We start from the raw sequence: 14,705 nt of genomic DNA on the forward strand, positions 1-14,705 counted from the left end.
GGGTGAGCGGTCGTTCAGTGCGCGTGCAACGGCGCGAGCAGTGCGTCGGTGCCGTGCGAGCGCAGCGTCGACAGATGCGTACCGACGCGTGCGATCAATGCGTCCGGCCATGCAGCCGGACCGGCGAGCGTGGTGCTGCCGAGTGCGGCCCGAACCGCGCCGGCTGCATCGCCGGCAGCCGACAGCGCTGCGCCGAGCGCGGCCGCGCCCGGATCGCCGATCGTCAGCGGCCGGCCCGATTCGTCGCGCGCGGTGGCGAGGTAGTGCAGCCACAGCGCCAGCGCGCGTTCCAGGGACGGACGTTCGACGCCGGCCGCCGCGCTTTCGCCGAGCGCCGGCAGCCAGCGCAGCGGCACCTTCTGCGTGCCGTCCATCGCGATCTGTTCGGTCCGATGCGCGAGCGTCGGATTGCGGAAGCGCTGCACGAGCGTCGCGCAATAGCCATGCGCGTCGTAACCGGACGGCACGTCGACGGTCGCGAGCAGGTCGCGCGTCATCACGCCGTCGACGAGCGCAGCGATCGCCGGATCGGCCATCGCATCGGACACGGTCGCGCGGCCGCGCAACTGCCCCGCATACGCGATGGCCGAATGCGAGCCGTTCAGCAACCGCAGCTTCATCGTCTCGTACGGCCGTACGTCGGCCACGATGTGCGCGCCGGCGTCTTCCCAGCGCGGGCGCGGGCCGGCGAACCGATCCTCGATCACCCATTGCGAGAACGGCTCGCAGACGATCGCGGCCGCGTCGTGCGCGCCGAGACGCGCGTGTGCCCAGTCCAGCGATTCGGGCGTCGCGGCCGGCACGATCCGGTCGACCATGCTGTTGGGGAACGCGACGTCGTCGCGGATGCGCCGCGCTAGCGTGCCGTCGATGCGTTCCGCATAGTCGATCAGCAGCGCGCGCAGCGTGTCGCCGTTCGATGTCATGTTGTCGCAGCAGACGACGGTCAGCGGCGCATTCGCCGGCCGCAAGCGCAGGCCGGCCGCGATCACGCCGAGCGCGGTGCGCGGTGTGTCGGGTGTCGCGAGATCCTGCCGGATCGCGGGATCGTCGGCATCGAGGCCGCCGCCGGGGCGTCGGCAATAGCCCTTCTCGGTCACGGTCAGGCTCACGATCGCCACGGCCGGATCGGCGATCAGCGCCAGCAGCGCGGGCAGCGACTCGGGGGCGAACAGCGCGCCGTGCACGGCGCCGACGATGCGCGTGTGCGCGCCGTGACCGTCGCGCTCGGTCACCGTGTACAGGTGATCCTGCGCGGCGAGCAGGTCGACGGTATGGCGCCGCCGCAGTTCGACGCCCACGATGCCCCAGCGGAGATCGCCCTGTTCGAGCACCGTTTCCGTATGGAGCGCCTGGTGCGCGCGATGGAACGCGCCGAGGCCGAGATGGACGATGCCCGTGCGGACGGCCTGCCGGTCATAACCGGGGCGGCGCGTGCCGGGCGGCGCGGTGCGCAGGAAATCGGGGGCGAATCGCATGACGGTCGGTGACGGTTTGTACCATGGTAGATCGTAGGATGCGTGCAGGTTATTTCGAGTTTCATCGCTAAGTTATCGGTGTAAACGCTAGATCGCCCGAATTCGATTGCGTCTGTACCATGGTAGTTATCGATATCGAGTCGGATCAATTGGTCACCATGAGCGAAACGGCAGCACTGGAAGAAGAGGACGTCGTCGTTACGGCGTTGCAAGGGTTCTCGCTGGACGAGAGCCGGTCATATACGGAGCAGGTGCACGCGCTGCTGCGCCACGCGATCGTGCGCGGCGCGCTGCCGCCGCGCACCGCGCTGTCGGAGGCGGTGATCTCCACGACGATCAAGGTCAGCCGCACGCCGGTGCGCGAAGCGTTCGCGCAATTGGCCGACGAGCGGCTCGTGCAGATCCACCGGAAGGTCGGCACGTTCGTCGCGCCGATTCCGGTGTCGATCCTCGAGGAAGGGCGGTTCGCGCGCAGCACGCTCGAATGCGCGAACCACGTCGAGCTCGCGCAGAAGATCACGCCGGAGCAGCTCGCGGAACTGTCGCGGATCATCGACGCGCAGCGCGCGGCCGTGGCCGCCCGCGATGTCGAAGCGTTCTTCGATCTCGACGAGGCGATGCACGGCCGGATGTTCGCGTTCGCGGGCCGGCCGCACGTATGGGAAATGCTGCAGCCGATGAAGCGCCAGTTCGACCGCGTGCGCTGGCTGCTGCTCGATCGCGTCGAGGATCACGCGCGCCGCGCGCTGCAGGAGCACGAGCAGATCCTCGCGCACATCGCGTCGCGCAACATGGCGCTGCTCGGCGCATCGGTCGCGTCGCACGTCGACCGGATCGGCTCGCATCTGCCGGAAGTGCGCAGCCGCGCACCCCATTACTTTGTCGACTGAACCGCCCTCTGGAGGAGCGCAGTGAAAATCGAACGCTTGCAGACCATCGTCACGTGTCCGGGCCGGAACTTCGTGACGGTGAAGATCGTGACCGACGAAGGCGTCTACGGCCTCGGCGACGCGACGCTCAACGGGCGCGAGCTCGCGGTGCGCGCGTATCTGGAAGACCATGTGTTCCCGTGCCTCGTCGGCCGCGATCCGCGCAACATCGAGGACATCTGGCAATACCTGTACCGCGGCGCGTACTGGCGGCGCGGGCCCGTGACGATGACGGCGATCGCCGCGATCGACATGGCGTTGTGGGACATCAAGGGCAAGCTCGCGGGGATGCCCGTCTATCAGCTGCTCGGCGGCAAGAGCCGCGACGGCCTGATGGTGTACGGCCACGCGAACGGGCGGGATCACGAGGAAGCGGTCGACGCGGTACGCGAACACATCGAGGCCGGCTACCGTGCGATCCGCGTGCAGTCGGGCGTGCCGGGGCTCGACAAGGTGTATGGCGTCGGCAAGACGGCCGGTGCGTACGAGCCGGCCGAGAAGGGGCTGCCGCCCGAGGAACCGTGGGACACCGCGCTCTACCTGCGCCATACGCCGGAACTGTTCCGCAAGGTGCGCGACGCGGTCGGCGATGCGCCGCACCTGCTGCACGACGCGCATCACCGGCTCACGCCGATCGAGGCCGCGCGGCTCGGCCGCGATCTCGAACCGCATCGCCTGTTCTGGCTCGAGGACGCGACGCCCGCCGAGAACCAGGACGCGTTCAGCCTGATCCGCCAGCACACGACGACGCCGCTCGCGGTCGGCGAGGTGTTCAACTCGATCTGGGACTGCAAGGACCTGATTCGCGACCAGCTGATCGACTACATCCGCGCGACGATCGTGCACGCGGGCGGGATCACGCACGTGCGGCGCATTGCCGACTACGCGGCGATGTACCAGGTGCGCACCGGCTTCCATGGTGCGACCGACCTGTCGCCCGTCTGCATGGCGGCGGCCGTGAACTTCGGGCTGTGGGCGCCGAACTTCGGCATCCAGGAACTGATGCCGCACAGCCCGCTGACCGACGAAGTGTTTCCGCACAGCTACCGCTTCGAGGACGGCTATCTCGTGATGGACGACGTGCCGGGCCTCGGCGTCGACATCGACGAGACGCTGGCCGAGAAGTACCCGTACGAGCGCGCGTACCTGCCGGTCGCCCGGCTGCGCGACGGTTCGATGTGGAACTGGTGAGCGGCGAAGATCAGAAGGAGAGAACCGAAATGTTGAGCGTCGTTGTCGATCGTCCGAACAGCATGAGCGTGCGCGAGGTGCCGCTGCCCGCGCCCGCCGCCGGCGAAGTGCGCGTGAAGGTGCGCTATGCGGGCATCTGCGGGTCGGACCTGCACATCTTTCACGGCAAGAATCCGTTCGTGTCGTACCCGCGCATCATCGGCCACGAATTCGTCGGCACGATCGAGTCGGTCGGCGAAGGCGTCGACGCCGCGCGGCTCGGCGAGACCGTCGCGGTCGATCCGGTGATCAGTTGCGGGCATTGTCATGCGTGCACGATCGGCCGGCGTAATGTGTGCCGGCACCTGACCGTGCTCGGCGTGCATCGCGACGGCGGCTTCAGCCAGTACACGTGCGTGCCGGCCGGCAATGCGTACCGGATTCCGGACGAGATTGCCGATACGTGCGCGGCGATCGTCGAGCCGTTCGCGGTGGCCGCGAACGCGACGTCGCGCACCGGCGTGCTGCCGGGCGACGTCGCACTGATCTACGGCGCCGGCACCGTCGGGCTGACGATCCTGCAGGTGCTCAAGCGCGTGTACGGCATCCGCGCGTTCATCACCGACCGGCTCGACGCGCGCCTGCAGCTCGCGCGCAAGTGCGGCGCGGCGGAGGACGAGATCATCAACACGAGCGTCGAGTCGCTGCCCGATGCGCTGCAACAGCGCGGCGTCGACGGCGGCCCGACGCTGATCTTCGATGCGGTCTGCCATCCGCCGATTCTCGAGGAGGCCGTGAGGATCGCCGCGCCGGCGGGCCGGATCGGCGTGCTCGGGTTTTCGTCGGAGCCGTCCGCGATCGTGCAGGCAGAGCTGACCAAGAAGGAGCTGACGCTGGCCGCGTCGCGGCTCAACTGCGCGATGTTCCCGCAGGTGATCGACTGGATCGGCCGCGGGCTGATCCAGCCCGAGCACATCGTCACGCACAAGGTGGGCTTTCGCGATGTCGCGCAGGCGTTCGAGATGGCCGAGCGCAATCCCGCGGAAAGCTGCAAGATCCTGCTCGATTTCGCGGGCGGCTGATACCGGTTCGTGTCGACGGCCGGGGCGTGTCGCGCGTGGCGCGTCGCCCCGGCCGCCCGGCGCGATCGTTCGTCAGAACGACACCGTCGTCGTCAGCGTGACGAGTCGCGGCTCGCCGACCGCGATGATCAGGTTGTTGTTGCTCGACGGGTAGTAGGTCTTGTCGAGCAGGTTCTTCACGTTGAGCTGGAAGCGCGTCGGGAACTTGCCGATCGTCGTTTCGTAGGCCGCGAACGCGTCGACGGTCACGTAGCCGGGCAGCGTGAAGCTGTTCGCGGTGTCGCCGGAGCGTGTGCCGACAAGGCGCGCGCCGCCGCCGAAGCGCCAGCGGCCGGGCAGGTTCGCGATGGCCGTGTCGTACACCGCGAACAGGCTGCCCGTGTGGCGCGCGACGTTGACGAGCGGCGTGTTGCTGTCGCGATCGGTCGCGTTCGTGTACGCATAGCTGCCGATCACGCTCAGGTGGCGCGTGATCTGCCCCGCGACGTCGAGTTCGATCCCGCGCGAGCGCGCGGTGCCGATCGTCGACGTGATGTCGCCGTTCGTGACCGCGACGTTGCGCTTGTCGATCTGGTAGACCGCGAGAGTGCCCGTGATCGCGGGCTTCACGCTGAACTTCAGTCCGGCCTCGAGCACGCGGCCGTATTCCGGCGCGAGCGGCGCGGCGACATTCGTTGCGACGTTCGGCTTGAACGAGCGGCTCACGTTCGCATACGCGGTCAGCGCGGGCGTAAGCGCATACGCGAGCCCGAACTGCGGCAGCCAGACATTGCCGCGCGAGCGGTCGGCGAACACGAACGGCCGGCCCATCCCAGATTCCTGCTGCCAGTTTTCCCAGCGCAGCCCGCCGACCGCGGTGAGACGATCGGTGAGCTTCACCGAGTCCTGCACGACCATCGAGTACGCATGCACCACCGAGCGCGAATCGCTTTGCTTCGGGTTGGGTGTGCCGCCCGGCGCGAGCAGGCCGTACACGGGATCGTAGAGATTGAAGCCCGTCGTCGCCTTGCCGCGGATCGTGTCGCCCCGGAAGCTGCGCTGCCGCTCGTATTCGCCGCCGACGTAGATCGCGTGGTTCATCCCGGCAAGCGTGACGTTGCCGAGCAGGCCGAGCGTCGCGATCTGGTCGGAGTCGTTGCGCCCGAGGTTCGCATCGGACGAGCGCGTCAGCGCGCCGGTCCTGCTGTTGAACGCGGTGGCGCGCGTGATGGTTTGGCCGTAGCGGTCGCGGCCCCAGCCGTAGGTCGCACGCACGCGCCACGCGTCGGAGAAGCGGTGCTCGATGCGCGCACGCAGTGTTTCCTGGATGCCGCTGCTTTGCGACCACGCTTCCTCGTAGCGGCGGTAGCGCAGCGCATCGTCGAGCTGGCCGTTTACGAGCACGGTGCCGCGATCGAACGGCGTCGTGTAGTCGACGTACTGGTAGCTGACGTCGATCGACGTGCTCGCGTCGTGCCACGACAGCGCGGGCGCGATCAGCGCGTCGCGTTGGCGGCCGAAGCTGCGCCAGTAGCGGCTCGTATCGTATTCGCCGGTCAGCCGGAACGCGAGCGTGCCGCCCGCGACCTGGCCCGGCCTGCCGAGCGGGCCCGTGAGGTCGAACAGCGCGCTGCTGCCGCCGTGGCTCGTGCGCGACGCGGAGATCGAGCCGCCGAACGCGTCTTCCGGCTTGCGCGTGACGAGGTTGATCACGCCGCCCGGGTCCTGCATCCCGTACAGCAGCGATGCGGGGCCCTTCAGCACTTCGACGCGGTCGATCGTCGCGAGATAGCTGTGCAGTACCGGCGTGCGCACGCCGTCGACGAGCACGGAGCCGTCGTTGTTCGACCCGAAGCCGCGCTTGGTGAACGCGTCGCGCGTGCCGCCGAGCGTGTTCGTCTGCGTGACGCCGCTGATGTTGCCCAGCACGTCGTCGAGCGAGCGCGCCTGCTGGTCCTGCATCACGCTGCTGCTGACTATCGCGACCGATTGCGGAATCTCCTTGAGCGGGCGATCGCTGCCACCGGCGATGCTGCTGGTGCGCGGCTGATAGCCGATCGTGGGGTCGACGGCCGCCGATGCGTTGACGCTGATCGCCGGCAGTTCGTGTTCGGCGGGCGTTGTCGATGCGGATGCGGCGGGCCAGGTCTCCGCGCGTTCGGCGCCATCGGCATGCGCGCCGCTTGCGACGCAAAGGGTGAGCAGGGCAGGCAGGCTTGTACGCCAGGGACGAAGGGTCCGGGCGCGGCGGGGCGTTCGACGGGATGGCATGAATCGATGCGGGATGGAGTACTAAGGATCGGGTCGCGGGCCGCAGCACTGCGCTGCAACCGGGACGCGCATGATATATGTAATGAGAATCATTTGCAATTGAAGGAGGTGGTCGACAGCGAGCGGGCCTTGGTTGCCGGGCCGTCGGCCGTCTGCTACCGTAGCGGCCAAAATCAGACGCAGTGAAATTCAATGAGAGCCGGGGGCCGCACCATGTCATCTTCCTGTCACGTCGCGTTCAGCGCGACGCTACGCACCGCACTCGACCATGCGGGTGGTGAAGTGATCGCAGCCGTGTTCCGCCATTCGAACGATTAAACAACGGAAGCGAATTTATTCGGCGTTGTGCCGCGCAGCCGGCGCAGCACCGTCTTCAATCACTTCAACCACCAAGCCTGACGGGAGACCACCCATGAAGAAAATTTCCGCGCCGTTCGCGGCGGCCGCGCTTGCGGCGTGCGCGATGCTGGCGGGCGTTCACCGGAACGCCTGCGCCGAACCCGCAATCGACGCGCATTACGGCGCCGTGATCGAGGCCTATACGCAGGACATGGCCGCCGCGAAGACGAAGTACGACGGCAAGCGCCTCGCGTTCGTCGGCGCCGTGATCCGGATGGGCAGCGATCCGGGCGGCACGTACTTCGGCGCGCTGACGACGGACGGCGAGCAGTTCGACACGCATTTCGACGTGGCCGACCAGGATGCGCTGAAACCGAAATTCCCCGGCGGCGAGATCAAGCCGTTCACGGCGTCCGCGAATTTCCGGTTCAGTTGCGTGAACGAAGGCTATATCGATGCGCCCGTGTTGCCGGGGCTGAAGCTGGCGCACTGCCGTCTCGCCAACTGACCGACGCGCCGCGGCGGTCATGCAGGGGCAGCGGCAAGGCCCCGCCGCCGCACATCACGCGCGCGTGCTTTCGCCTTCCAGCCGCCGCACCGCTTCCGCGACTTCGTTCCTGAAGCGCACCAGCGCCGCCTGCTCCGGCGCGGGCGGCTGCACGGCGGCCCACAGCATGTCGACCAGCTGCGTGGCCGTCGTTTCCGTATCGAGCTTGCGGTGCCCGAGGATCGCATCCCACAGCACGTGCTCGATCGGCCCGAACACCATCGAGCGCAGCAGGCTCAGCGGCAAGTCCGCACGGACCTGCCCGGCCGCCTGGCCGCGCGCGAGCACGTCCATCAGCGGCGCCGTATAGCGGCGCTGCAGCGCGGTGAGCTCGTCGCTCAGCGCATGCTGTTTCGCACGGCCTTCCGACAGCACCAGCGCGCACAGCCCCGTGCCGTTCACGAGCATCAGCCGCAGGTGGGTGCGCACGATGAACGCGAACTGCTGCTGCACCGACGCATCCTGCGGCATCCCGTGCTCGAACGCGGCGATGATTTCGTCGTACCAATCCGCGATGACACGCGCGCACAGCTCGCGCTTGCCGCGGAAGTAGCTGAACACCGTCGCCTCGGATACCCCGACGCGCTGCGCGATCTCGGCGGCCGTCGCATGTTCGTAACCTTTTTCGGCAAACACTTCACGACCGGCGCGCAGGATGTCCTGCACGCGCTGCTGGGATTTGCGCCCGGCGGGCGCGCGCGGCGTGTCGGCGCGGTCGGCTTTGACGGTGGCGGTCATGGTGTCGGCGGTAGCGGATGTCATGTCGGCATGATATCTGAGTGTCACTCAAAAAACTATTGACGCCGAAGCCGACGAGGCGCGAAACTGTGCAAAATTTCCGCTGTATTGGTCAATGAATCGACGCATTCATTCGATTTGAGCGAAACTCAGAAATCGGTGCGTGCGACACACTTTCTGGAGACGGAGGAGACATGATCAACCTGCCCGGCGTGCAATTCATGCTCGGTGAAGACATCGAGATGCTGCGCGACGCCGTCGCGACGTTCGCGGCGAAGGAAATCGCGCCGCGCGCGGCGGAAGTCGACCGCACCGACCAGTTTCCGATGGATCTGTGGAAGAAGTTCGGCGATCTCGGCGTGCTCGGCATGACGGTGGCCGAAGAATACGGCGGCGCGAACATGGGCTACACCGCGCACATGGTCGCGATGGAAGAGATCTCGCGCGCATCGGCGTCGATCGGCCTGTCGTACGGCGCGCACTCGAACCTGTGCGTGAACCAGATCCACCGCAACGGCACCGACGCGCAGAAACAGAAATACCTGCCGAAGCTCGTGTCGGGCGAACACATCGGCGCGCTCGCGATGAGCGAACCGAACGCCGGCTCCGACGTCGTCAGCATGAAGCTGCGCGCCGACAAGCGCGGCGACCGCTACGTGCTGAACGGCACGAAGATGTGGATCACCAACGGCCCCGATTGCGACACGCTCGTCGTCTACGCGAAGACGGACGTCGAAGCCAATTCGCGCGGCATCACCGCGTTCATCGTCGAGAAGGGGATGAAGGGCTTCTCGGTTGCGCAGAAGCTCGACAAGCTCGGCATGCGCGGCTCGCACACGGGCGAGCTGGTGTTCCAGGACGTCGAGGTGCCGGAAGAGAACATCCTCGGCCAGCTCAACGGCGGCGTGAAGGTGCTGATGAGCGGCCTCGACTACGAGCGCGCGGTGCTGTCGGGCGGCCCGACGGGCATCATGGCCGCGTGCCTCGATGCCGTGGTGCCGTATATCCACGACCGCAAGCAGTTCGGCCAGTCGATCGGCGAGTTCCAGTTGATCCAGGGCAAGGTGGCCGACATGTACACCACGTTCCAGGCATGCCGCGCGTACCTGTACGCGGTCGGCCGCCATCTCGACTCGGCGGGCAGCGATCACATCCGCCAGGTGCGCAAGGACTGCGCGGGGGTGATCCTCTATACGGCCGAGAAGGCGACGTGGATGGCCGGCGAGGCGATCCAGATCCTCGGCGGCAACGGCTACATCAACGAATACCCGGTCGGCCGCCTGTGGCGCGATGCGAAGCTCTATGAAATCGGCGCCGGCACGAGCGAGATCCGCCGGATGCTGATCGGCCGCGAGCTGTTCGCGGAAACGATGTAACGCCCCACGACACGCGAACGGAGCCCCGTCGATGCCGATCATCGAATCCAAACTGAACCCGCGTTCGGAAGACTTCCGCGCGAACGCCGCGGCGCTCGAGGCGGTCGTCGCCGACCTGCGCGCGAAGATCGAACAGCTCGCGCAGGGCGGCGGCCAGGCCGCGCGCGACAAGCACCTGTCGCGCGGCAAGCTGCTGCCGCGCGACCGCATCGCGCAACTGCTCGATCCGGGCGCGCCGTTCCTCGAGCTGTCGCAGCTCGCGGCGAACGGCATGTACAACGACGACGCGCCGGGCGCGGGCGTCATCACCGGGATCGGCCGGATCGCGGGCCGCGAGTGCGTGATCGTGTGCAACGACGCGACGGTCAAGGGCGGCACCTACTACCCGGTCACCGTGAAGAAGCACGTGCGTGCGCAGGAAATCGCCGCGGAAAACCGGCTGCCGTGCGTGTACCTCGTCGATTCGGGCGGCGCGAACCTGCCGAACCAGGACGACGTATTCCCCGATCGCGACCACTTCGGCCGCATCTTCTTCAACCAGGCGACGATGTCGGCGGCGGGGATCGCGCAGATCGCGGTCGTGATGGGCTCGTGCACGGCGGGCGGCGCGTACGTGCCCGCGATGAGCGACGAGTCGATCATCGTGAAGGACCAGGGCACGATTTTCCTCGGCGGGCCGCCGCTCGTGAAGGCCGCGACCGGCGAGGAAGTGAGCGCCGAGGATCTCGGCGGCGGCGACGTGCACACGCGCCTGTCGGGCGTGGCCGACCATCTCGCGCAGAACGACGCGCATGCGCTGTCGATCGCGCGCAACATCGTCGATCATCTCGCACCGAAGATCGCGTCGCCGGTGGCGCTGCGCGAGCCGAAGCCGCCGCGCTTCGACGCGAAGAGCCTGTACGGCGTGATTCCCGTCGATACGCGCAAGCCGTTCGACGTGCGCGAGGTGATCGCGCGCATCGTCGACGATTCCGAGTTCGACGAATTCAAGGCACGCTACGGCACGACGCTCGTTACCGGCTTCGCGCACATCTGGGGCCATCCGGTCGGGATCGTCGCGAACAACGGCATCCTGTTCTCCGAATCGGCCGTGAAGGGCGCGCATTTCATCGAGCTGTGCTGCCAGCGCAAGATCCCGCTCGTGTTCCTGCAGAACATCACGGGCTTCATGGTCGGGCGCAAGTACGAGAACGAAGGCATCGCGCGGCATGGCGCGAAGATGGTGACGGCCGTGTCGAACGCGAAGGTGCCGAAGTTCACGGTGATCATCGGCGGTTCGTTCGGCGCCGGCAACTACGGGATGTGCGGCCGCGCATTCGGGCCGCGCTTCCTGTGGATGTGGCCGAACGCGCGCATCTCGGTGATGGGCGGCGAGCAGGCCGCGTCGGTGCTCGCGACCGTGCGTCGCGACGGCATCGAGGCGAAGGGCGGCGCATGGTCGACCGACGAAGAGGAAGCGTTCAAGCAGCCGATTCGCGATCAGTACGAGCGCCAGGGCCATCCGTATTACGCGAGCGCGCGGCTGTGGGACGACGGCGTGATCGATCCCGCGCAGACGCGCGACGTGCTCGGGCTCGGTCTTGCCGCGTCGATGAACGCGCCGATCGACGATACGCGCTTCGGCGTGTTCCGGATGTAATGGGCAAGGAGCGGACGATGCGATACGAAACCATCAAGGTAGCCGAAGCAAACCGCGTGGCGACCGTCACGCTCGCGCGTCCCGACGTGCGCAACGCGTTCAACGAGACGACGATCGCCGAGCTGACTACCGCGTTCGAATGGCTCGATGCGCACGAAGGCGTGCGCGCGATCGTGCTCGCGGCGGAAGGCACCGCGTTCTGCGCGGGCGCGGACCTGAACTGGATGAAGAAGATGGCCGGTTACTCGGACGACGAGAACCGTGCCGATGCGCGCAAGCTCGCGCGGATGCTCGAGGCGATCCATCGCTGCGGCAAGCCGGTGATCGCGCGCGTGCATGGCGATGCGTACGCGGGCGGCGTGGGCCTCGTCGCGGCGGCCGATATCGCGATCGCCGCCGACGGCGTGAAATTCTGCCTGTCCGAAGCGCGGCTCGGGCTGATTCCCGCGACGATCGCGCCGTACGTCGTGCGCGCGATGGGCGAGCGCGCCGCGCGCCGTTACTTCACGACGGCCGAGGTATTCGACAGCGTGCGCGCCGCATCGCTCGGCTTCATTCACGACGCGGTGCCGGCCGACGCGCTCGACGAAACGGTCGCGAAGCTGGCCGCGACGCTCGTCGCGAACGGTCCCGACGCGGTACGTGCGTGCAAGCGGCTCGTCGCCGACGTGGCCGGCCGCACGCTCGACGCGACGCTGATCGAGCAGACCGCCGACTGGATCGCGCGCACCCGCGCAGGCGCGGAAGCGCGCGAAGGGATCGCGGCCTTCCTCGAGAAACGCACGCCGTCGTGGCGTGAATGATCGCGTGACCCACACTCTCCGGACGACACCGAAGCCATGTTCGACAAGATTCTGATCGCCAACCGCGGCGAAATCGCGTGCCGCGTCGCCGCGACGTGCAAACGTCTCGGGATCGCGAGCGTCGCCGTTTATTCCGACGCCGATGCGAACGCGAAGCACGTGGCCGCCTGCGACGAAGCCGTGCATATCGGCGGCTCGGCAGCCGCGGACAGCTATCTGCGCATCGAGCGCATCATCGAAGCCGCGCGCGCGACCGGCGCGCAGGCGATCCACCCGGGCTACGGCTTCCTGTCGGAGAACGAAGATTTCGCGCATGCGTGCGAAGCGGCTGGTATTGCCTTCATCGGGCCGCCGGTCGACGCGATCGCGGCGATGGGGTCGAAGGCCGCCGCGAAGGCGCTGATGCACGCGGCCGCCGTGCCGCTCGTGCCCGGCTATCACGGCGACGACCAGGACGCGGGCAACCTGCATCGCGAAGCCGACGCGATCGGCTATCCGGTGCTGCTGAAGGCCAGCGCGGGCGGTGGCGGCAAGGGGATGCGCGTAGTCGAGCGCTCCGACGATTTCCCGGCCGCGCTCGCGTCGTGCCAGCGCGAGGCCGCGAGCAGCTTCGGCAACGACCGCGTGCTGATCGAGAAATACCTGACGCGCCCGCGCCACGTCGAGGTGCAGGTGTTCGGCGACACGCACGGCAATACCGTGTACCTGTTCGACCGCGACTGCTCGGTGCAACGCCGTCACCAGAAGGTGCTCGAGGAAGCGCCGGCGCCGGGCCTGCCCGACGACCTGCGCCGTGCGATGGGCGAGGCGGCCGTCGCGGCCGCGCGCGCGGTTCGTTATGTCGGCGCGGGCACCGTCGAATTCATCATGACGGGCGACGCGTTCTACTTCATGGAAATGAACACGCGCCTGCAGGTCGAGCATCCGGTCACCGAGATGGTCACCGGGCTCGATCTGGTCGAATGGCAACTGCGCGTCACGTCCGGCGAGCCGCTGCCGCTGAAGCAGGGCGAACTGCGCGTGCACGGTCACGCGCTCGAGGCGCGTCTTTACGCGGAGAATCCCGCGCGCGGCTTCCTGCCGTCCACGGGCACGCTGAAGCACCTGCGACTGCCGGAAGGCGTCGAGTTCGACATCGGCGCTGCGGTGCGTGTCGACAGCGGCGTGCGCGAAGGCGATGCGATCACGCCGTTCTACGATCCGATGATCGCGAAGCTGATCGTTCATGGCGCGGATCGCGCGGAAGCGCTGGGCCTGATGCTGCGCGCGCTGCGCGCGTGCGAGGTGGTCGGCCTGCACACGAACGCCGCGTTCCTGCAGCGGATCGTCGCGTGCGAGCCGTTCGCGACGGCCGATCTCGACACGGGCCTGATCGAGCGCAACCACGATGCGCTGTTCGCCCCGCAACAGCCGCCGCGCGCGACGCTCGCGCTCGCTTGCGCGGCGCTGCTCGCGCGCGAACGCGGCGCGGCCGCACCGGGTGCGTCGCCGTGGGGCGCGCTGCCGGACTGGCGATTGAACGGCGGCTATCGCCGCACGCTCGAATGGCGCGCGGTTGACCGCGAAGCGGACGTGACGGTCGCGTACGAAGACGACGGCGCCGTTGCGCGCATCGCGGCCGGCGACACGGCCGCGCAGCCGTTCGCATGGACGCGCGGCGCAACGCCGCTCGATTTCGACGTGACGCTCGACGGCGTGCGCAGCAGCGGCCGCGTGTATGCGGACGGCGACTCGTTCCATGTATTCACGCAGGGCGCGGCCGAGACGTTCGAATGGCGCAACCTGCTCGCGCATGCGGGCGACACCGAGCACGGCGGCGGCCGCCTGACCGCGCCGATGCCCGGCAAGGTGATCGCGGTGCTGGTCGAACCCGGCCAGAAGGTCGAAGCCGGCACGCCGCTGATCGTGATGGAAGCGATGAAGATGGAGCACACGATCGGCGCGCCGAGCGCGGGCGTCGTCGCGGAGGTGCTGTACGGCGTCGGCGACCAGGTCGCGGATGGCGCGCAGTTGCTGATGATGGCGGAAGGCTGATCGAGGCTTTCGCTGTGCGCGGGCCGGCGGCTGCCGGCCCGCGGAAACCGCATCGCGAATCGCCGCACGCCGGTGGTTGCGACAGCACCGCTTCGATGGCATCGATACGCCGGCACTGCGAAAATCTTTCGAACGCCTTACGTTTTTTGCCGACGAAACCCGTTCTTCCTCGGAACGCGCGGCCTGCCGCGCCACACCTTCCCGCCGCACGTCCATCTCCACGCGACACCGTCGTGTAACAAGTCCGACTTAGCATCTCGGCGTCGATATGACCGACGCGGGTTCGCGTCCGTGTCACGTCATCACTTCCACGGAGATAC

11 protein-coding genes are annotated in these 14,705 nt (G+C 67.8%); 8 read left to right on the top strand and 3 right to left on the bottom strand.

Translation table 11 applies throughout. The features are described 5' to 3' along the window. Positions 1-14: 14 nt before the first annotated feature. Entirely contained in the window at positions 15-1,478 is a 1,464-nt protein-coding gene (locus tag JYG32_RS29985) for a mannitol dehydrogenase family protein (protein ID WP_213266010.1), read from the bottom strand. Positions 1,479-1,636: 158 nt separating this feature from the next. On the opposite strand from JYG32_RS29985, the gene JYG32_RS29990 reads away from it, so the two are divergent. The 3 genes from JYG32_RS29990 to JYG32_RS30000 are packed head-to-tail and all read left to right on the top strand — an operon-like array spanning position 1,637 to position 4,659. Beyond that, positions 1,637-2,368, top strand: a complete 732-nt coding sequence (locus JYG32_RS29990) for a GntR family transcriptional regulator (RefSeq protein ID WP_213266011.1) — start codon at positions 1,637-1,639, stop codon at positions 2,366-2,368. Positions 2,369-2,389: 21 nt separating this feature from the next. Continuing rightward, complete coding sequence (gene manD, locus JYG32_RS29995; protein WP_213266012.1) at positions 2,390-3,598, top strand: D-mannonate dehydratase ManD; 1,209 nt, start codon at positions 2,390-2,392, stop codon at positions 3,596-3,598. 29 nt (positions 3,599-3,627) lie between these two features. After that, a complete protein-coding gene (locus tag JYG32_RS30000) occupies positions 3,628-4,659 on the top strand; it encodes a Zn-dependent oxidoreductase (protein ID WP_213266013.1) in 1,032 nt (343 codons plus the stop codon). 72 nt (positions 4,660-4,731) lie between these two features. Here JYG32_RS30000 and JYG32_RS30005 read toward each other — a convergent pair whose 3' ends face one another. Continuing rightward, positions 4,732-6,909: a TonB-dependent siderophore receptor gene (locus tag JYG32_RS30005; protein ID WP_213266014.1), complete on the bottom strand. Its 2,178-nt coding sequence runs from the start codon at positions 6,907-6,909 to the stop codon at positions 4,732-4,734. Positions 6,910-7,321: 412 nt separating this feature from the next. Between JYG32_RS30005 and JYG32_RS30010 the strand changes: the two genes are divergently transcribed. After that, entirely contained in the window at positions 7,322-7,756 is a 435-nt protein-coding gene (locus JYG32_RS30010; protein WP_213266015.1) for a hypothetical protein, read from the top strand. Positions 7,757-7,810: 54 nt separating this feature from the next. On the opposite strand, the gene JYG32_RS30015 is transcribed toward JYG32_RS30010, so the two are convergent. Then, positions 7,811-8,557, bottom strand: a complete 747-nt coding sequence (locus JYG32_RS30015; protein WP_174381143.1) for a TetR/AcrR family transcriptional regulator — start codon at positions 8,555-8,557, stop codon at positions 7,811-7,813. A 170-nt stretch (positions 8,558-8,727) separates the two neighbouring features. On the opposite strand from JYG32_RS30015, the gene JYG32_RS30020 reads away from it, so the two are divergent. From JYG32_RS30020 to JYG32_RS30035, 4 genes are read left to right on the top strand one after another with little or no spacing between them, the layout of a single operon-like run. Further along, positions 8,728-9,909 carry an isovaleryl-CoA dehydrogenase gene (locus JYG32_RS30020; RefSeq protein ID WP_174381142.1) on the top strand — a complete coding sequence of 394 codons (1,182 nt, stop codon included), beginning with the start codon at positions 8,728-8,730 and terminating at the stop codon, positions 9,907-9,909. A gap of 31 nt (positions 9,910-9,940) precedes the next feature. After that, the gene (locus tag JYG32_RS30025) at positions 9,941-11,548 is read left to right on the top strand and encodes a carboxyl transferase domain-containing protein (RefSeq protein ID WP_174381141.1); all 1,608 of its coding nucleotides are present in this window, start codon (positions 9,941-9,943) and stop codon (positions 11,546-11,548) included. Positions 11,549-11,565: 17 nt separating this feature from the next. Further along, on the top strand, positions 11,566-12,351 hold the full coding sequence (locus JYG32_RS30030; protein WP_174381140.1) for an enoyl-CoA hydratase/isomerase family protein: 786 nt from the start codon (positions 11,566-11,568) through the stop codon (positions 12,349-12,351). Between the two features lie 36 nt (positions 12,352-12,387). Continuing rightward, positions 12,388-14,385: an acetyl/propionyl/methylcrotonyl-CoA carboxylase subunit alpha gene (locus JYG32_RS30035; RefSeq protein WP_213266016.1), complete on the top strand. Its 1,998-nt coding sequence runs from the start codon at positions 12,388-12,390 to the stop codon at positions 14,383-14,385. Positions 14,386-14,705 lie beyond the last annotated feature (320 nt).

The sequence above is a fragment of the Burkholderia pyrrocinia genome, assembly GCF_018417535.1.
In the GTDB taxonomy this organism is placed as follows: Bacteria; Pseudomonadota; Gammaproteobacteria; order Burkholderiales; family Burkholderiaceae; genus Burkholderia; species Burkholderia pyrrocinia_E.